Source organism: Geodermatophilus sp. SYSU D00691, from assembly GCF_054050275.1.
The window spans coordinates 121,633-140,384 of sequence record NZ_JBJGYZ010000007.1; the positions used below are offsets into that span (position 1 = coordinate 121,633).

Consider the following 18,752-nt stretch of genomic DNA (forward strand, 5'->3'; position numbering starts at 1 on the left):
CGCTCGTCCTCCCGCCCGGGGGTCGCACCCGTCGAACACCCTGGCCGCTCCCGGGACACCGCGCTTCCCGGGACACCGCGCTCCCCGGGGCTCGTGCCCAGGTCAGCGGGCGGGCAGGGAGACGCCCGCCGGGGGCATCCCGGGCGCGCGCTCGCCGCCGGGCGTCTCCCCGCGGGCGACGGCGGCCGGCGCGGTCGCGCGGGGCACCCCGGCGGCGGCGTACGCCTCGTCCTCACCGAGCGTCTCGCGCTCGAGCAGGGCCGAGGCGAGACGGTCGAGCCGCTCGCGGTTGCCGCGCAGCGTGTCGAGGGCCTGGGCGTAGCACTCCTCCACCAGCCGCCGCACCTCGGTGTCGACGAGCTCCTTGGTCGCCGGTGCGACCCCGTCGACGCCGAACGGCTGCTCCTCCCCCGGCGGCGGGAGCACCGAGACCGGCCCGACCGCCGGGGACATGCCCCACCGGCCGACCATCCGGCGGGCCAGGCGCGTGGCCTGGTCCAGGTCGCTCTCGGCACCGGTCGTGACCTCGCCGTAGACGATCTCCTCGGCCGCGCGGCCGCCGAGGGCCCCGGCGATGCGGCCGCGCAGGTACTTCTCCGAGAAGCCGTACCGGTCCATCTCCGGGGTCTGCACCGTGACGCCCAGCGCCTGCCCGCGCGGGATGATCGTCACCCGGCGCACCGGGTCGGCGCCCGGGGTGAGCATGCCGAGCAGCGCGTGCCCGGACTCGTGGTAGGCGGTGCTCAGCTTCTCGGCGGGCGAGAGCACGATGCCGCGCACGGTGCCGAGCAGGACCTTCTCCAGCGCCTCGCCGAAGTCGGTCCCGGTCACCCGCTCGTGGCCGTGGGCGGCGGCTGCAAGCGCCGCCTCGTTGACGAGGTTGGCCAGGTCCGCGCCGACCATCCCCGGCGTCGCCGCGGCGATCGCGGCCAGGTCCACCTCGGGCGCGAGCGGCACGTGCCGGGTGTGCACCTCGAGGATCATCCGCCGGCCGTCGAGGTCCGGCGGGCTCACGGCGACCCGGCGGTCGAACCGGCCCGGCCGCAGCAGCGCCGGGTCGAGCACCTCCGGGCGGTTGGTGGCCGCGAGGACGACGACGCCCTCGTTGCCCTCGAAGCCGTCCATCTCGGTGAGCACCTGGTTCAGGGTCTGCTCGCGCTCGTCCACCCCGCCGGCGGCGAAGCCCCCGCCGCGCGCGCGGCCGATCGCGTCGAGCTCGTCGATGAAGACGATGGCGGGGGCGACCTTCTTCGCCTGGTCGAACAGGTCGCGCACCCGGCTGGCGCCGACCCCCACGATCGCCTCGATGAACTCCGAGGCGGAGATCGAGAAGAACGGCACCCCGGCCTCGCCCGCCACCGCCCGGGCGAGCAGGGTCTTGCCCGTCCCCGGCGGGCCGGAGAGCAGCACGCCGTGCGGGATCCGCGCCCCCAGCCTGCTGTAGCGCTGCGGGTCGCGCAGGAAGTCGACGATCTCCCGCACCTCGTGCTGCACCTCGTCGATGCCGGCGACGTCGGCGAACGTCGTCCGCGGCCCGGAGTCGGGCGAGTACAGGGTCGCCCGGGAGCGGCCGAACCCGCCCAGCCCGCCCAGGCCGCCGGGGCCCGCGGCCGCCCGCCGCCGCAGGAACCACACGAGCAGCCCGACGAGCAGCAGCGTCGGCCCGAAGCCCACGAGGAGCTGCTGCCACAGCGGGGCAGCGGCGTCCGGATCGGTGGCGTTCACCGTGACGCCCTTGGCCTCCAGCGTCCCCAGGAGGTCGTCGGTCGCGAACGACGGCCGCTGCGTGGTGAACAGGTCCACCCGCACCGCGTCGTCCGCGCCGGGCGGGTAGTCCACCGCGTCGCCCAGCTCGCCCTCGATGGTGTCCGCGGTCGAGGTCACCGTCTCGACGTTGCCGGCGTCGAGCTGCTCGGTGAAGAAGGTGTAGGAGACGTCGGTGCGGGCCGGCGGGCCCATGACCAGCGACGCGAGCACCCAGTTGACCACCAGTGCGGCGACCAGCAGCCACCAGACGCCCACCCGCCGCGGCTGCCGCCCGGCCGGGCGGTCGGCGTCGTCGGGCATGCCCTCCACCCGCCACGGGGCGCCGCGCCGCGGCTCGTCGGCTCCGCGGCCGCGCAGCCGCCGCAGGAGCGCCGGCCGCCGGCCGCCGGGGGTCGTGTCGGGAGCCACGGGCGCCGCCCTCCTCCTGCGCCGGGCGACCGGTCCCCGCGCGCCGTCGACGGTCCTCGTCCGGGAGCCACCTCGCGCCAGGGGGTTTCCCTGGGGCGAGACCGCGCCGGCCGCGCGACGCTGCCCGGACCGGTGCGCGCCGTTCCCCAGGAGCTCCGATGGCCCTCGGACGACCACGAGCCGGCCGCGGGCGGTGCCGGGCGTGGGGTGCCGTCGCGCTGCTCCTCCTCGCCGGGTGCGGCTCGGTGGTGGTCGGCTCACCCACCCCCGGCCCGGGCGTGCCGGTCGACGCGACCGCCACCGAGCCGGCCATCACCGGCGCGGTGGACGACCCGGTGGACCGGCTGGCCCGCAACGCGCTGGCCGACCTGGAGACCTTCTGGTCGGAGACGTTCCCCGAGGTGTACGGCGCGGGCTTCCCGGCCGTGGTGGGTGGCTACTTCTCCGTCGAGGGCACCGACGTCGACCGGGCCGCGTACCCGCCGACCGGCATCGGCTGCCCCGGGCAGCCCATCGACCCGGCGGAGGTCACCGGTCAGGCGTTCTACAGCACGCCCTGCGACGCCGTCTCCTACGACCGCGGGCTGCTGCGGGAGTTCCTGTCCACCCACGGCCCGGCGCTGCCGGCGGTGCTGCTCGCCCACGAGTTCGGCCACGTCGTCCAGGGGCGGGTGGGCTTCGCCGCGAGCGGCCGGAGCATCCAGGACGAGACGCAGGCCGACTGCTTCGCCGGCGCGTGGGTCGCCTGGGTGGTGGCCGGCTCGGCGGCGCACGTCGCGGTCCGGGTGCCGGACCTCGACGACGTCGCGCGCGGCTTCGGGGTGCTGCGCGACCCCGTCGGCGGCGACCCGGAGGGCAGCGGGGCGCACGGCTCGTGGTTCGACCGGCTCTCGGCCTTCGCCGAGGGCTACGAGGACGGCGCGGCGGCCTGCCGGGACGGCTTCGGCGCGGACCGGCTGTTCACGGCGACGGCGTTCGACCCGGCCGGGGCCGCGGGCCGGGTCGACGCCCCCTACGGCGGGACCGTGCGGACGGCCGAGGAGACGCTGGCCGCGTTCTGGACGTCGGTGTTCCCGGGAGCCTTCGGCCGCGCGTTCGCCCTCCCCCGGCTGGAGGGGTTCGACGGCACGGGGCCCGGCTGCGCGGCCGGCCGCGACCTGGCCTACTGCGCGTCCGTGTCGACGGTCTACGCCGACGAGGCGGGCCTGCTGCGGCCGGCCGCCGTGGGCATCGGCGACTTCGCGGTCGCCGCCGCCCTGTCGCTGCCCTACTCCCTCGCCGTCCGCGCGCAGCTCGGCCTGCCGACGGCGGGTGCCCGGGCGACCCGCTCGGCGGTGTGCCTGACCGGCTGGTACGCCGCGCAGCTCGCCGGCGGCGCCGTGCCGGGGGTGGCGACGGGTCCGGGCGACGTCGACGAGGCGGTGCAGTTCCTGCTCGTCCACGGGGTCGAGGAGCGGGTGCTCCCCGGCTCCGGCCTGCGCGGGTTCGACCTGCTCCGCGCGTTCCGGGACGGTTTCCTGCGCGGTGGAGGGCCGTGCGGGGTCGGTGCGTGAGCCTCAGGGCCGGGCCCGCCGCCCCTCCCGGGCACCGACGCTGACCGGTGGGCCGAGATGGGTGGCGTGCTCGTCCTCGTAGGGACCGGTCACCATCCGGCCGAGGACGACGATGACGGTTGTCTCGACGAGGAGACCGGCGATGCTGAGCGCGATCCAGACCACGGCGACCAGCTCCCGCGGGGTCGTGCCGCACAGGGCCCCGTCCGCGACGCCGCCCACGCTGGGGGTGGACCGACCGGTTCCGCATCACCTCCCGCGGACGATCCGGCGCGGCCTCGGGCGAGCGCGGGGGCAGCGGCCGCCGTCTGCGAAGCGGCACGTCCGGCCGCGTGCGGGGCTACCGCCCGACGCCCGGCGAGCGCCACCATGGCACCCCGCCCGACGACGCCTCCCGAGGACTGGCCATGACGGTCGACGAGCAGGAAGCACCCCCGATCCGGACGCCGGACCAGCGCCTCCGCGTCTTCGTCAGCTCCACGCTGGCCGAGCTGGCCGAGGAGCGGGCGGCGGTGGCGCGGGCCGTCTCCGCCCTGCGGCTGACGCCGGTGATGTTCGAGCTCGGCGCCCGGCCGCACCCGCCCCGGGAGCTGTACCGCGCGTACCTGGCGCAGTCCGACGTCTTCGTCGGGCTGTACTGGCAGCGGTACGGCTGGATCGGCCCGGACATGGACATCTCCGGCCTCGAGGACGAGTTCCGGCTGTCCGGCTCCCTCCCCCGCCTGCTGTACGTCAAGACCCCCGCCCCCGAGCGGGAGCCGCGGCTGACGGCCATGATCGAGCAGCTGCAGGCCGAGGGCGCCGACTCCTACCGCTCGTTCCGCACCCCCCGGGAGCTCGGGCGGCTGGTGCGCGACGACCTCGCGCTGCTGCTCAGCGAGCGGTTCGCCACCCGCCGTCCCGAGCCCGGGGCGCCCCCGCCGCCGGCCGCGGACCGGCGGGGCGCGCGGTCGCTGCCGGTGCCGTCGACGTCGCTGATGGGCCGGGAGCGGGACGTCGCCCACGTCGCCGAGCTGCTGCGGACGCCCGGGGTGCGGCTGGTGACGCTGACCGGCCCCGGCGGCGTCGGCAAGACGCGGCTGGCGATCGCCGCGGCGGAGCGGCTCGAGGAGGGCGGTCCGCGCGGCGCCGTCTTCGTCCCGCTCGCCTCGGTCGACGACCCGGCGCAGGTGCTGCCGCGCATCGCCGCCGCCGTCGGCGCCGTCGTGGAGGGGGCGCGGCGGCCGCTGGACGTCCTCGTCGAGCACCTGGCGGACACGCCGACGCTGCTCGTCCTCGACAACCTCGAGCAGGTCGTCGGTGCCGCCCCCGACCTCGACGCCCTGCTCGCCGGGAGCGCCGGGGTCCGCATCCTCGCCACCAGCCGCACCGCGCTGCGCCTGCGCGCCGAGCGCGAGTACCCGGTCGGGCCGCTCGAGGTGCCGGCGTTCCCGCACCCCCCGGGGCTGGCGGAGATCGCGGCCCTGCCCGCCGTCCGGCTCTTCGTCGAGCGGGCCCAGGCCGTCCGCTACGACTTCGCGCTGACCGAGGAGAACGCGACGGCGGTCGCCGACGTCTGCCGGCGGCTGGACGGCCTGCCGCTGGCCATCGAGCTGGCCGCCGCGCGCAGCCGGCTGCTGACCCCGGCCGCGCTGCTCGCCCGGCTCGCCGGCCGGCTCGACGCCCTGGGTCCCGGGCCGGTCGACCTCCCCGAGCGGCAGCGCACGCTGCGCGCGACCGTGGAGTGGAGCGTCGGGCTGCTGGAGGACGCCGAGCAGCAGCTGCTGGCCACGCTGTCGGTCTTCGTCGAGGGGTGGACCGTCGAGGCCGCCGTGCAGGTCGCCGACCTCGCCGAGGACCGCACGCTCGACCTGCTCGACGTCCTCGCCACGCACAGCCTGGTGACCGTCGACCCCACCGACGCCGGGCCGCGGTTCGGCATGCTCGGCTCGGTCCGGGAGTACGCCGCCGGGCAGCTGGCCGGCCGGGCCGACCGGGACGACGTCCAGCGGCGCCACGCCGGCTACTTCGGGGCGCTGGTGGAGGACGCCGACTGGCCGACCGAGCGGCAGGGCGAGTGGGCCGACCGACTGCAGGACGAGGAGGAGAACCTGCGGGCCGCCGTCCGGTGGTTCCTCGCCCACGACGTCCGGCGCCTGCCGCACGTGTTCCGCATCCTCTGGCTGTTCTGGCAGATGCGCGGCCGCATGCCGGAGGGACGGGCCTGGATCGCCGAGGCGCAGCAGCGCGCCGACGCGCTCGACGACCACGCCCGGGCCGAACTGCTGTTCACCTCGGCGGTCACGGCCGTGGAGGTGGGGGACGACGACAGCGCGCTGGCCGCCGTCGACGGGCTGCGCCGGCTCGAGGGCCGCATCGGGGACCCATCCCTCGAGTGCGCCGCGCAGCTGGCCGTCTCGTGGATCGTGCCGATCGTCGGCGACCTCGACGGAGCGCTGCGCGCGGCGGCGACGGCGCTCGACGGCTTCCGGTCCCGCAACGAGCCGTTCCTCGCCTTCGCCGTCCTGACGATGGGCGGCCTGGAGTTCGTCCTCGGCCGGGACGAGGCCGCCCGCGCGCACCTCGCCGAGGTCGCCGACCTCGGCGCCCGGTTCGGCAACGCCTGGCTGACGTCGGCGGCGCGCGCCCAGCTCGCCGCGCTGGCGGTGCGGGCCGGGCGTGAGGACGAGGCCCGCGCGCTGCTGGTCGCCTCGGTGGACGCGCCCGCCGACACCGACGTCAGCACGCTGACCCTCAGCCTCTCCCTCGTCGCCGCCGCGGTGCTGGCGCTGGCCCGGGGCGACGCCCGGCGGGCGGCGACCGCGCTGGGCGCGGCCGACGGGCTGCGCCGGCGGGCGGGGTTGCGGTCGTGGCCGGCGGCTCGGCCGACGGAGGCCGAGCTGGTCACCCGGGCCCGGCAGGCGCTCGACGCCGGGGACTTCGCCGACGCCTTCGCCGCCGGCGCCGGCCTGGGGCACCGCGAGGCCGTGGCCCTCGTCCGCCGCTCCTAGGCCGCTCCCGGTGCGGCCTCCTGCCGCCGGGTGGTGGTGATCCAGTCGTCGATCGTCTCCCACCAGCGGTAGAGCCAGTCGGTCAGCTCGGCGTCGTCCCGCGGCACCTCGGCCGCCGGCACGAACCACCAGCGCAGGTGCAGCGTCTTGTCCATGGGCAGGTACCGCCACACGTCCCGGACCGTGCTCAGGTGCTCGAGCCCGGTGTGCGCCACGAAGACGACGTCGGCGTGCGGCGCGCCCCGCAGCGCCGCGGTGACCCCGGCCGGCCGCGGGGGGAGCACGTGCTGCATCGCCTCGGCCCGGCGCACCGCGGACACCAGGCCCCGGTGACGCAGCCGCTCGATCGCGCGGAAGCGGCGCTGCGGGGTGAAGTTGGCGCCCTCGGGGAAGATCAGCAGCGCGTCCTCCTCCCCCAGCCCGCGGGCCAGGTCGGCGATCGCCTCCTCGGCACCCCCTCCCGGGCCGGCGCCGACGAAGTGGTTGGGCAGCCGGTTGAGGTAGACGTCGATCAGCGGGTCCAGCTGCAGCACGTCCTTGAGCACGATGCGCGGCTGGCGCAGGTGGTCGCGGTCCATCAGCGTCTGCACGAGCAGGAACGAGTCACCCGGGCCGGCGTGCCGCGAGAGGACGACCATGGCGTTGGTCGAGCCGGGCACGCCGTCGTCCAGCGGCGACCAGGACTCGCCGTCGGTGACCAGCCGCAGCGCGAACAGCCGGCGCGCGGCGGCCATGAGGACGTCGAGCAGCCGGCGCAGCACCGCGTAGTGCGCCGCCCGGACCGCCGGGGTGTCCATCCGGCGGCCGAACCCGCCGCGCACCCACAGCGCGGCCGCGGCGACGAGGCCGACCACCTGCACCGCCAGGTACACCAGCCCGAAGAAGAGCAGCCGCAGCGCCCGCCACCGCCCGGGCAGCCAGATCGAGGCGAGCACCGCCACGACGAGGAGGAGCGGCAGCAGCAGGACGGCCACGACGAGCGCGGCGACGACCAGCGGCCCGGCGAGCCGGCGGACCCGGCGGGGTGGCAGCACGTCAGGCCCCGCCGTCCGGCGCGCCCGCCCGGACCAGGTAGCGCCGGGCCGCGGCGTGCGCCTGCTCGATCCGGTCGGCGACGGCGGAGAAGTCGCGGTAGCGCAGGTTCGCCGCGCCCGGTGGGGCCTCGTCGCCGGCGGGCAGCACGTGCAGCGCGACGCCCGGCGGCAGCGCGGCCAGGTCGGCGGCGAACCGGTGCCGCCGGGCGATCTCGAACGCGACCGTGGCCACCTCCCACGGCCGGGTCGGCGGCTGCAGCGGCCGGTCGATCCGCCCGACGTGCAGCACGTAGATGCGGGTGGCCCCGAGCGCGACCGCCCGGCCGACCGGGATGCTGTGCACCAGCCCGCCGTCGAGGTAGTGCTCGCCGTCCAGCTCGACCGGGGGCAGCAGGCCGGGGACGGCGCAGGACGCGAGGACCGCGTCGAGCAGCCCGCCGGCGGTGAACCAGTGCTCGGCGGCCCGCTCGATGCTGGCCGCCACGCACTGGAAGGGCACCTGCAGCTCGGCGAAGGTGCGCACCGGCAGGTGCGCGGCGAGGAGGTCCCGCAGCGGCTCGCGGGGGTGCAGGTGGGTGCGGGTGCGCACCAGGGTGCCGGCGCGGGCGAACAGCGAGCCGGCGAAGATCCGCTCGGAGGCCATCTGCTGCCACACCTCGCGCAGCCGGGCCACCGCGGCGGGCGTGGGGTCGGCCGCGACGAGCGCGCCGTTGATCGCGCCGACCGACGTGCCGACGACGAGGTCGGGCCGGACGCCGCGCTCGAACAGCGCCTGCAGCATCCCCACCTCGGCCGCGCCGAGGACACCGCCGCCGCCCAGCACGAACGCCGTCCCGCCCCGGTCGGCCGGCACCCGTGGCGAGGCCATGGGGGCATCGTGCCATTACCGAGCGGGAGCGCGAGGTGATGGTCGAGATCGCCTCGGGGCCACAGACGCCGAGATCGCGGCCCCGGCTCTACCTCGCCGAGCCGACGGTGAAGACCCACGTCGGCCGGATCTCGGCCGGGCTCGGCCTGCGCGACCGGGTGCGCATCGTCACCCGGGCGTACGAGACCGGTCCGGTCCGCCGCGGTCGGCCCTGACCGCCGGACGGACCCGTCGATCGCCGCCGCGACGGGGCCGCAGCGGCGGTGGCCGGCCGTCGACGCTGGCGATCAGCGCCTCGTCCCACCCGGCCAGCGCCCCGGCCCGGCGGGCGAGCGACCGGGCGAACCGCAGAGCGCAGGCGTGGGGGTCGGGCGCGGCTCGCACGTCGTCCCAGTCGAGGACGAACTCACCCAGGTCGGGCTCCCAGCGGGCCTGCGGAGGCGACAGGTCGGCCTGCCTCAGGCCCTCGACCGGTGGGTGGGCGTAGCCGTAGAAGGCCGCCCTCGGGTAGCGGGCGTTCCCGGGCCACCACCCGACGGCCACCATCTGCGCGTCCGCCGAGTTCCGCGTGATGAAGTCGTCGGCCGGCGGATCGACGGCCCTGCCGGAGAAGAGGCCGACCGCGAGGTCGAACGACCCCCACCACGCCGCGACCGGGGTGGAGCGCCCCCGGAACGGCGCCCGGAACTCGGTCAGCACCTGCACCGCGCGACCCGCCGCGGCGAAGTAGCCGCGGACCGCCTCCGGCTCGTACCGCGCGTGCTCACGGTCCTCGTCGAGGGGCACCCGCCACGGGACCTCCTGCGGCTCGGGGTTGATCGCCACCGGGCCGCCGATCCGGGCCACCGACGCCAGGACCTCCCGCGTCACGTCCCGCACCGCCCGGTGCGGCGTGAGCGGGACGTGCTCGCTCCACCCGCTGCTGTGCTCCACCGCGACCTCGTGCCGCCGCATGTCCAGGACCAGGGCCAGGGCACCGGAACCGTCGGGCGCCGGGAGGGGGGCCGTCTCCCAGCCGCGCACGGTGAGCCGCATCGCGGCGTGCTGCAGCTGCGGCTCGGGCGGGGCCAGCGCGGTGGCGATCTTGCCGAGGACCTGGGCGTGCGCGTGGAGCGTGTCGCAGGTGGCCGCCCACCGCTCGTACGGGACGGCCGGCCAGCGCGCGACGGTGGTCGCGGTCACGTCGGTCCGCCCGCCGCGGGTGGGTCCACCCGCTCGAGCGCCTGCACGTGCTCGTCACGGATCCTCAGGATCGCGTCGTTCCCGCGGAAGAGAACGGTCCAGCCGTCCTCGCGCTCCACGACGACGTCGTCGAAGGTCTCGCGGACCACCTGCTCGTCGTCGCCGTAGACCATCCGGTAGCGCGCCATCCCCGCCTCCTCGTCCCGCCGCGGCCGACCGCCGTCGCGGCCCTCCGGGGACGATCGGTCTCCGCGGCGCACCGTCGCGCCAGGGAGACCCCCCGGTCCGGGGGCCGGTCGGTCACCCCGGGGACGGCATGGCCCCCTCGGCGAGCTTGATCCGGGTCCAGACGTTCATGTTGACGACGACCGCGACGATCTCCCGCATCCGCGTCTCGTCGAAGTGGGCGGCCAGCGCGTCGTGGTACTGCTGGAACGCCTGGGCGACCGTGGTGTCGGCGGCCCGGGTGAGGGCCTCGGCGTACCGCAGCGCAGCCCGCTCGGCGTCGCTGAACAGCCGGGTCTCCCACCACGCGGCGAGGCAGTCGACCTCGACCTGAGGGATCCCGATCTCGCGGGCGACGCGGTGGTGGAGGTGGAGGCAGTACGTGCAGTTGTTCACCTGGGCGACGCGCAGTCGCAGCAGCTCCGCCAGCCGGCGGTCCAGCGCCAGCTCCGCGGTGTGGCCGAAGGCGTCCGCGCCGGCCCGGGCCAGGGCCATCAGCCGATCATCCGCCGCGAGGTCCAGCCGCGTGGTGCGGATCTCCACGTCCCCCATCCGCCCTGCCCCCTCCGCTCAGGCCGGTCCGGTCTCCGGCCACTGCAGCCGCACCTCGAGCGCGGCGGCGAGGGCGATGGACTCGCCGTCGCGGGCCCCCTTGCCGACCTGCAGCGGTGGCGGGGTCGGTGCGAGGTCGACGGTCCGCCACCGGCCGAACCGCACGGGCGGCACGAGCAGCACGTAGAAGCCGCCGTCGACGCCCACACCCACCGAGCGGTCCCGCAGCAGGTACCAGCCCCGGACACCGGTGCGGTAGCGACCGCGGCCGGTCCACGGACGGGCCGTCAGCTCCTCCGTCGCCAGACCCGCCGCCGTCGCCTGAGCGACGAACCGGTCGACGAGCACCTGCGCCTTCGCCGACTCCTCCTCGTCCCGGCGCCGCTGCGCCTCGACGTGGTAGTTGGCGCGCTCGGTCAGCTCGTCCCGGCGCCGCGCCGGATCTTCGGCCATCGCCCCTCCCCCTCGTCGGGACGCTCCTACCCGCCCCGCGCCCCGGTTCAGCCGTCCGTGCGGTGCAGCCGGGCGAGCACCTGGCGGGAGATCTCCCCCAGCGCCGTCACCTGTTCGGGCGTCAGGGCGTCCAGGACGACGTCGCGCACGTGGCGGACGTGGCCCGGCGCGCTGGCGACCAGGTGCCGGTACCCGTCGGCGGTCATGATCGCGAGCGTGTAGCGGCCGTCCGCGGGATCGGGCTCGCGCCGCAGGAACCCGCGGGCCTCCAGCCGCTTGACCAGGTGCGACAGCCGGGACAGCGACGCGTTCGTCAGCTGGGCCAGCTCGCTCATCCGCAGCGTGTGGTCCGGTCGCTCGGACAGCATGGCGAGCGCGTGGTACTCGACCACGCTCAGCTGCGCGTCCCGCTGGAGCTGGCACTCCAGCGACCAGGGCAGCTGGGCCATCAGCGCCATGAGCGAGCGCCAGCTGGCGTCCTCCGCCGCCGTCAGCCAGCGGACGTCCTCCTCCGCCGCCTCGGCGGCCGCACCGTGGTCGGTCACGGTACGAGGATAGCGCTCACTTGACGGTTCAAGTCATCGCTCGTACGGTGGACCCGTTCAGTTGACCGTTCAAGTCATCGGCGGCGACGGTCCGCCGTCGACGAGCAGCAGGAGGTCCCCCGTGACCCGGATCGGCATCATCCTCGGCAGCACCCGCCCCCACCGGAACGGCGAGCAGGTGGCCCGGTGGGTCCTCGACGTCGCCTCCCGGCGCGCCGACGCGGAGTTCGAGCTGGTCGACCTCCGCGACCACCCGCTCCCCCACCTCGACGAGCCGATCCCGCCGTCGCTGGGCCAGTACCAGGGCGAGCACACCCGGCAGTGGGCGGAGACCATCGCCTCCTTCGACGGGTTCGTGATCGTCACCCCGGAGTACAACCACAGCACCTCCGGCGTCCTGAAGAACGCCATCGACTACCTGTACGCCGAGTGGAACAACAAGGCGGTCGGCTTCGTCAGCTACGGCGCCGTCGGCGGCGCCCGCGCCGTCGAGCACCTGCGCCTGGTCGCCGGCGAGCTGCAGATGGCCGACGTCCGCCAGCAGGTGGCCCTCTCGCTGGCCACCGAGTTCGAGAACTACTCGACGTTCGCCCCGGGTGACTACAACCTGCCCGCGCTGGACACCCTGCTCGACCAGGTCGTCGCCTGGAGCGCCGCGCTCGCCCCGCTCCGGTCGGCCCCCCGCGCCGCGGCTGCCTGACACCCCGCGGGCCGGGTCGCCCCCGGCCCGCCTCCCCGCCAGAGAGACGGTCCCCCCATGGCCATCCCCGCCCCCGACCGCCCGTTGCAGTTCGGGCTCGACACGTTCGGCGACGTCCCCGAGGACGACGCCGGCGAGCTGCTCTCCCAGGGTGCGGCGATCCGCCAGGTCGTCGAGGAGGCGGTGCTGGCCGACCGCCTCGGCGTCGACGTCGTCGCGCTGGGCGAGCACCACCGGCCGGAGTACGCCATCTCGAGCCCCGAGACGGTGCTCGCCGGCATCGCCACGCGCACCGAGCGGATCACGCTCGCGTCCGGCGTCACGGTGCTGTCCTCGGACGACCCGGTCCGCGTGTTCCAGCGCTTCGCCACGCTGGACGCGCTGTCCGGTGGCCGCGCCCAGGTCATCCTGGGCCGGGGGTCGTTCACCGAGTCCTTCCCGCTCTTCGGCTACGACCTGAGCGACTACGACGTCCTCTTCGAGGAGAAGATCGAGCTGTTCGCCCGGTTGCTGGAGGAGAAGCCGGTGACGTGGGAGGGCACCACCCGCGCTCCCCTGCAGCACGCCGACGTCTTCCCGAAGACCGAGTCCGGGCACCTCGACACGTGGGTCGGGGTCGGCGGCTCACCGCAGTCGGTGATCCGCACCGCGCGCTACGGCCTGCCGCTGATGCTCGCGATCATCGGCGGGTCGCCCGCCCGGTTCGCGCCCTACGTCGACCTCTACCGCCGCGCCGCCGCCCAGTTCGGCACGACCGCGCACCCGGTCGGCATGCACTCCCCCGGGTTCGTCGCCGACACCGACGCCGAGGCCGTCGAGACGGTGTGGCCGCGGTACAAGGTCATGCGCGACCGGATCGGCGCCCTGCGCGGCTGGCCGCCGGTGCGGCGCGAGGAGTTCGAGGCCGAGATCGCGCACGGGTCGCTCTACATCGGCTCGCCCGGGACGGTGGCGCGCCGGATCGCCGACGCGGTGCGGGCGCTCGACGTGGGGCGCTTCGACATGATCTACACCGCCGGCAGCGTCCCGGCGCGCGCCCGGCTGCGCTCGGTCGAGCTGTTCGGCGCCGAGGTGGTGCCGCAGGTGCGGGGGCTCCTCGGGAAGGCCTCGTGACCAGACGGTCCGCGCCGTCACCCGGAGCCGCGCACGAGGAAGATCTGCGGCGCTGCTGCGAGCGCTAACGTCGATGGATGCGCATCGCGGTCCTCGGACCGCTGCAGGTCCGGACCAGTGACGGCGCGTCAGTGGTCGTGCCGGGGGCCAAGGAGCGCCTGATCCTGGCCGTGCTCGCTGCCGGGTTCCCCGCCGTGGTCAGTGCCGACCGGCTCGTGGAGACCGTGTGGGACGGCGCTCCCCCGGCCACGGCCCGCCGGTCGCTCCAGGCGCACGTGGTCCGCCTGCGGAGCGCGCTGGAGCCCGGCAGACCACCCGGCTCCCCCGGCCGCTACGTCCTCCGCCGCGGCACGGGTTACGTCCTCGCGATCCCACCGCTGGAGCTCGATGTCTCGGCGGCCGGCGAGCTGACGGCACGGGGGCGCGCGCAGCTGGCCGCCGGCGATGCCGAGGAGGCGGCACGGCTCCTGACGCAGGCCGTGGACCTCTGGCGGGGCGAGCCGTACGCGGACTGGCCGGACGCGCCCTTCGCCGATGCCGAGCGCACCCGACTGGGCGAGGTCCGGGCGGGAACGGTCACCGCGCTCGTGGAGGCGCGACTCGCACTCGGCGGGCACGCCGAGGTCGTACCCGATCTGGAGCGCCTGCTCGCCGACGATCCGCTGCACGAGGAGTGGTGGCGACTGCTGGCACTGGCCCTCTACCGCTGTGGCCGTCAGGGCGCTGCCCTGGCCGCAACCCGGCGGGCGCGTCGGGTGCTGGCCGAGGACCTCGGTGCCGATCCCGGGCCGCGGCTGCGTGCGATGGAGGCGGCGGTCCTCGCCCACGACCCGGCGTTGGACCCCCCACCCCCCGGTGGTCGCCATGACGTCGGCAGCTGCCCCTACAAGGGACTGGCGACCTACGAGGCGACCGACAGCGCGTTGTTCCACGGCCGGGACCGGGTGGTGAACCGTCTGGTGGCGAGGCTGGTCGACGCGCCGCTCGCCGTGGTCTCCGGACCCAGCGGCGCCGGCAAGTCCTCCGTCGTCCGGGCCGGCCTGGTGCCGGCGCTGGCCCGAGGCGCCCTTCCCGACAGCAGGGAGTGGCGACCCGTCCTCGTCACCCCCGGCCGCCGGCCGAGCGATGTCCTCACCGACCTGCCAGAGAACCTAACCGGACCGGTCCTCCTGGTCTGCGACCAGGCCGAGGAGCTGTGGGCACCCGGCGTGGACCCGGCCGCCCGGGCAGCGTTCCTCGACAGGCTCCTCGCCCTGATCGACCGCGGCGTCGCCGTCCGGTGCGTCGTCGTGCTCCGGGCCGATCACGTCGGCCGGCTGGCCGAACACGCCGCCTTCACCGAGCGGCTCGGGGACGCGCTCGTCCTCGTCCCGGCGATGACGGGCGAGGAACTGCGCGCGGTGGTCGTCGAGCCCGCCCGATCGGTGGGCCTGACCGTCGACAGGGAGTTCGTGGACTCCGTCGTGGCCGACGTCCTCGGGCGGCCCGGTGCGCTGCCACTGCTTTCGACGGCGTTGGTGGGCACGTGGGAACGCCGCCGGGGTCGTCGACTCACCCTGGCCGGCTATCTGGAGGCGGGCGGTGTCGCCGGCGCCGTCGGCCGCTCGGCGGAAGAGGCGTTCGGCGAGCTGACCGACGAGGGGAAGGCCGCGGCTCGCGGTCTGCTCGTGCGCCTCGCCGGGACCGACGGGGCCGGCGCCCTCGTCCGGCAACCACAGCTGCTGGCCGATCTCGACCTCGACGGCGCACGGGGCGGCCACCGTCGCGCCGTCGTCGCGACCTTCCTCGCGCACCGGTTGCTGGCCGTCGACGGCGAGTACCTCGACGTCGCCCACGAGGCCCTGCTGACGGCCTGGCCGAGGCTGTCCCGGTGGCTGGACGACGACGCCGTGGGTCGGGCCGTCCGCCGCCACCTCGCCCCGGCGGCGCACGAGTGGCAGCGAGGTGGTGAGCGCGAGGACGAGCTGTACCGCGGCCCTCGCCTCGCCGCCGCGCTGGACTGGTCCGCAGGAGTGGAGGCGGACCTCACCCAGGTGGAGCGCCGTTTCCTCGACGCGTCGCGGGCCCGGGCGGACGCGGAACTGACCGCGGCGCGCGATCGGGCACGCGGCGAGGCCGCGGCACGGAGACGCACCCGGCGGCTGGCGGGGGCACTCGCCGTGATGCTCGTGCTGGCGCTGGTCGGAACGGGCCTGGCCGTGCGCGCGCAGCGGGCGGCGGAGGACGCATCCACCGTCGCGGACGCCCACCGGCTGGCCGCCCTGGCCACCACCGTGGGCTCCCTGGACGTCTCTCTCCTGCTGGCGGCTCAGGCCGTCGAGCTGGCGGGCACCCCGGATGCCCAGGACGGCCTCCTGGCGGCGCTCACCGCGAACGGCCGGGCACAGCGGGCCGTGCCGTTCTCCGGCGAGCTGCGGGCAGCCTCCTTGGGCGGGAACGGAGGGATGCTCTTCCTCACGGGCCGGCGCGGGTTCGAGTACTGGCGCGTCGGGCCCGCAACGCAGCCTCGGCGTCTCATGGACGTCCCGGGCGAGTGGGGTGACGTCCTCACCGTGGATGCGGCGCCGACCGAGGAGGTCCTCTTCGTGGTCGGGACCAGCGCCAGCCACCCGTGGGTACGCCGGATCCGGCCCGGCGGGGTCGACGAGATGGTGGTCGAGGGCCAGGCCATCGGTGGTGTTGCGCTGGCCGGGGCGTTCGACGCCGAAGGCCGGTGGTTCCACTTGTTGCTGGCGACTCCGGGCAGCGGCGGAGCGCCCCCTCTCTCCGACTGGCGCGTGATCGACGTGGACCCCGCGAGCGGGACGACGCGGGCGACCGGCGTCAGCGGCCGCGTCGCCGCGCCGGTCGACGCGCTGGCCGCCCGGTTCGCCGACGACGGGAGTTCCTTCGTCCTGTGGGACGAGGCCGGCACGGCGCCCAGCACTGCGGTCTCGATGGTGGACGGGCGGCGGGTCGACCTCTCCGCGGAGCGCCGACCGGGTGTGGGCGGCGACTTCCTCGCCCTGCCGTGGGGAACCGCTCACCTGTGGGAGGACGGCGCCGTCACGCTCCACGACCTCACGGGAACCGCGGTCCAGCAGCTCGACCTCCCCGGGGGTCCGGTGCGGGACGTCGTCGTGTCCCCGGACGGAACCTGGGCCGCGACCGTCGGCGGCGGTTCCGCGGTCGTCCTGTGGGACGTCGACCACTCGACGGGCCACTGGTCGCAACGGGCGGCCCTGTCGGGCCACAACGGTGACGTGCTCGCCGCGGAGGTCGACCCCGTCGGGCAGCGGCTGTACACGGTGGCCACCGACAACACCGTCATCGCCTGGGACATGAGCGTCGACGGCGGATTCGGGGAGGCCTACCCCGGCCTGCGCGACCGGTGGATCAGCGGCCGACCCGAGCTGACCGGGCCGGACGGGCTGCTGGTGGCACCGACCCGCGGGGGAGCCGGCGCCGGCGATCCCTCCGCTACGCCCGCCGGCGACTCCCGGACGGTCGCCGCGACCTTCCTCGACCCGGCGACCGGGGCAGTCGTGGACGAGGTGCTCGTCGGCGAGACGGGCGCCGCCGCCGGCTTCCTCTCGTCGGTGTCGGTCAGCCCCGACCAGCGGATGGTCGCCGTGACCTGGGGCCTCGGCGCGACGGTGCTGGAGGTCGCGACGCGGGAGGTCGTCACACGGATCGATCCCGACGGGGCGTCGGTCCTCTCCGCGGGATGGACCCCGGACGGGTCGCGGCTGCTGCTCGGGATGCACGGACGCGTGCCCGCGCCAGGGGCCGGGCAGCTGGTCGCCGTGGACACCACGACCTGGCGTGTCGACCGCGCGATCGACGTCCAGGGCTCGGCCCGGGCCATCGAGCCGAGCCCCGACGGTCGCGTGGTGGCCGTGGCGAGCAACGTGACCCCGAGCGTGGTGGTCCTCGATGCGACGACGCTGGCGGTCACCCGGACGGTGCCGCTGCCTACCCAGGGCCTCGTGCTCGACATGGCGTTCGCCGCCGACGGCGGGCTGCTCGCCGTCGGTGACGATGCCGGCCTGCTGCACGTCGTCGACACGGCGACCTGGAGTCCGACGACGCCCCCGATCACCGTGCACGAAGGGCGCGCGCTCCAGGTCGAGTGGTGGGACGACCGGACCGTCGTGACCGCGGGCGACGACGGCGTGGCCTCCCTCGTCGACGTGGAACGCGGGCTCGTGCGAGCACGACCGCTGCCCGGCTCCGAGGTGGACGGCCGAGGAGCCACGCACCTGCTCCTCCTGGTCCCCCGGGAACTCGTCACCCTCAGCGGAGAGCGGGCCGGCCGCCGCTACCCGATGGAGCCCTCCGTCTGGCTCGACCAGGCCTGCGCCATCGCCGGACGGGATCTCACCCGGGCGGAGTGGGCCCGCTACCTGCCTGACCGCGGGTGGGAGCCCACCTGCAGCGACCGGTCCTGATCCTCAGCCGCCCGTGAGGGGCTCCCGCCCCGGGAAGGCGCGGTCACCCACGAAGGCCTCGTCGACGGTCCACCACCCGTCGCGGTCGGAGGCCCGGTGTTCGTGCAACTGCACCGCGACCTCCCCACGTGCGATGCGGTCGGGGCAGGCGAGGAACTGGTCGCGGAGGCCGGCCACGGCGGTGGTCGCCGCGGCGTCGTCGGCGTACCGCAGCACGTACTGGTTCAGGCCGGTGTCCGGATGGGTCGGAGTCTCGAACGCCACGGCACGGACCTCGGTCGCCTCGGGCGCCGGGAGCACGGTGAGGCACTCCGCGAGCTGTTCCGGCGGGGAGCCGCTCACGACGGGGTGGTTCGCGACGCGGGCGATCCGTGCCCAGTCCGCCTCGGCGAGCAGCGGGTCGGGAGCGAGATCGAAGGGACCCGGCCCAGTGGTGGAGGGCGTCGGACGGGGGCAGGGCAGCACGCCGTCGGCGCACCGTCCCTGCGCGCCCGGAAGGGCTCGCTGCAGCGCGAGCTCGAGGGCCACCTCAGCGCGCTCGGTCCAGCCGGTGGACTCGATCACGACGACGACGTTGCGGTCGCGGACGACACCGATCTGGTACGGGAACGGCCCTCCGTCCGAGGTCGCGGGGGCTGCCGCCGCGGCCCGCGCGTCGGCCGCGATGCCGCACCCGGCCGTCACGGCGAGCCCCACGATGGACGCCAGGACGCCGCCGACGCGACGCCGGGTCCGACCGCGGCCGCTCCGACGGGGCCGGACCGGGGAGGGGGCCCCGACACGTGGGGTGCGGATGCCGCCGTCGACGAGGACGGACGGGTAGGTGTGCGTGGGGTCTGCGGACATGGCGCCGGCCTTTCGGGTGGTGCCGGGTGGTTCCCGACGACCCGGCCAGCACAGCCGGAGGGTGTTGCGGCCCGCGCACGAGTCGT

General features: G+C 76.0%; 16 protein-coding genes. 6 read left to right on the forward strand and 10 right to left on the reverse strand.

The window, feature by feature from the left end; translation table 11 throughout:
* Positions 1-102: 102 nt before the first annotated feature.
* A complete protein-coding gene (gene ftsH / locus ACI797_RS07425) occupies positions 103-2,175 on the reverse strand; it encodes an ATP-dependent zinc metalloprotease FtsH (RefSeq protein WP_456857961.1) in 2,073 nt (690 codons plus the stop codon).
* 158 nt (positions 2,176-2,333) lie between these two features.
* On the opposite strand from ftsH, the gene ACI797_RS07430 reads away from it, so the two are divergent.
* The gene (locus ACI797_RS07430; RefSeq protein ID WP_456857962.1) at positions 2,334-3,728 is read left to right on the forward strand and encodes a neutral zinc metallopeptidase; all 1,395 of its coding nucleotides are present in this window, start codon (positions 2,334-2,336) and stop codon (positions 3,726-3,728) included.
* A 3-nt stretch (positions 3,729-3,731) separates the two neighbouring features.
* Here ACI797_RS07430 and ACI797_RS07435 read toward each other — a convergent pair whose 3' ends face one another.
* Positions 3,732-3,950 (reverse strand): hypothetical protein, encoded by a 219-nt coding sequence (locus ACI797_RS07435; RefSeq protein WP_456857964.1) that lies wholly within the window; start codon positions 3,948-3,950, stop codon positions 3,732-3,734.
* A gap of 185 nt (positions 3,951-4,135) precedes the next feature.
* On the opposite strand from ACI797_RS07435, the gene ACI797_RS07440 reads away from it, so the two are divergent.
* Complete coding sequence (locus tag ACI797_RS07440) at positions 4,136-6,718, forward strand: DUF4062 domain-containing protein (protein WP_456857965.1); 2,583 nt, start codon at positions 4,136-4,138, stop codon at positions 6,716-6,718.
* Here the strand turns inward: ACI797_RS07440 and ACI797_RS07445 are convergent.
* Both ACI797_RS07445 and ACI797_RS07450 read right to left on the reverse strand, forming a co-directional pair.
* Positions 6,715-7,752: a lysophospholipid acyltransferase family protein gene (locus ACI797_RS07445; RefSeq protein ID WP_456857966.1), complete on the reverse strand. Its 1,038-nt coding sequence runs from the start codon at positions 7,750-7,752 to the stop codon at positions 6,715-6,717. The two genes, ACI797_RS07440 and ACI797_RS07445, sit on opposite strands and share 4 nt — an antisense overlap.
* Position 7,753: 1 nt before the next feature.
* A complete protein-coding gene (locus ACI797_RS07450) occupies positions 7,754-8,620 on the reverse strand; it encodes a patatin-like phospholipase family protein (RefSeq protein ID WP_456857967.1) in 867 nt (288 codons plus the stop codon).
* Between the two features lie 38 nt (positions 8,621-8,658).
* On the opposite strand from ACI797_RS07450, the gene ACI797_RS07455 reads away from it, so the two are divergent.
* On the forward strand, positions 8,659-8,835 hold the full coding sequence (locus ACI797_RS07455; protein ID WP_456858026.1) for a hypothetical protein: 177 nt from the start codon (positions 8,659-8,661) through the stop codon (positions 8,833-8,835).
* Here the strand turns inward: ACI797_RS07455 and ACI797_RS07460 are convergent.
* From ACI797_RS07460 to ACI797_RS07480, 5 genes are all read right to left on the reverse strand, one after another.
* Positions 8,789-9,802, reverse strand: coding sequence for a DUF5996 family protein (locus ACI797_RS07460; protein WP_456857968.1), 1,014 nt, complete (start codon positions 9,800-9,802; stop codon positions 8,789-8,791). The genes ACI797_RS07455 and ACI797_RS07460 overlap by 47 nt on opposite strands.
* Positions 9,799-9,990, reverse strand: coding sequence for a hypothetical protein (locus ACI797_RS07465; protein ID WP_456541934.1), 192 nt, complete (start codon positions 9,988-9,990; stop codon positions 9,799-9,801). Before ACI797_RS07465 ends, ACI797_RS07460 begins: the two co-directional genes overlap by 4 nt.
* Positions 9,991-10,102: 112 nt before the next feature.
* A complete protein-coding gene (locus ACI797_RS07470; RefSeq protein WP_456857969.1) occupies positions 10,103-10,570 on the reverse strand; it encodes a carboxymuconolactone decarboxylase family protein in 468 nt (155 codons plus the stop codon).
* A gap of 27 nt (positions 10,571-10,597) precedes the next feature.
* Positions 10,598-11,032, reverse strand: a complete 435-nt coding sequence (locus tag ACI797_RS07475) for a hypothetical protein (RefSeq protein WP_456857970.1) — start codon at positions 11,030-11,032, stop codon at positions 10,598-10,600.
* A gap of 47 nt (positions 11,033-11,079) precedes the next feature.
* Complete coding sequence (locus ACI797_RS07480) at positions 11,080-11,577, reverse strand: MarR family winged helix-turn-helix transcriptional regulator (protein ID WP_456857971.1); 498 nt, start codon at positions 11,575-11,577, stop codon at positions 11,080-11,082.
* A 121-nt stretch (positions 11,578-11,698) separates the two neighbouring features.
* Here ACI797_RS07480 and ACI797_RS07485 point away from each other — a divergent pair, with 121 nt between their 5' ends.
* The 3 genes from ACI797_RS07485 to ACI797_RS07495 all read left to right on the forward strand — a co-directional run bounded on the left by ACI797_RS07485 (position 11,699) and on the right by ACI797_RS07495 (position 17,820).
* Positions 11,699-12,277, forward strand: coding sequence for an NADPH-dependent FMN reductase (locus ACI797_RS07485; protein ID WP_456857972.1), 579 nt, complete (start codon positions 11,699-11,701; stop codon positions 12,275-12,277).
* A gap of 57 nt (positions 12,278-12,334) precedes the next feature.
* Positions 12,335-13,390, forward strand: coding sequence for an LLM class flavin-dependent oxidoreductase (locus tag ACI797_RS07490; protein WP_456857973.1), 1,056 nt, complete (start codon positions 12,335-12,337; stop codon positions 13,388-13,390).
* Positions 13,391-13,467: 77 nt separating this feature from the next.
* Positions 13,468-17,820 (forward strand): nSTAND1 domain-containing NTPase, encoded by a 4,353-nt coding sequence (locus ACI797_RS07495; protein WP_456857974.1) that lies wholly within the window; start codon positions 13,468-13,470, stop codon positions 17,818-17,820.
* A 3-nt stretch (positions 17,821-17,823) separates the two neighbouring features.
* On the opposite strand, the gene ACI797_RS07500 is transcribed toward ACI797_RS07495, so the two are convergent.
* Positions 17,824-18,516 carry a hypothetical protein gene (locus ACI797_RS07500; protein WP_456857975.1) on the reverse strand — a complete coding sequence of 231 codons (693 nt, stop codon included), beginning with the start codon at positions 18,514-18,516 and terminating at the stop codon, positions 17,824-17,826.
* Positions 18,517-18,752 lie beyond the last annotated feature (236 nt).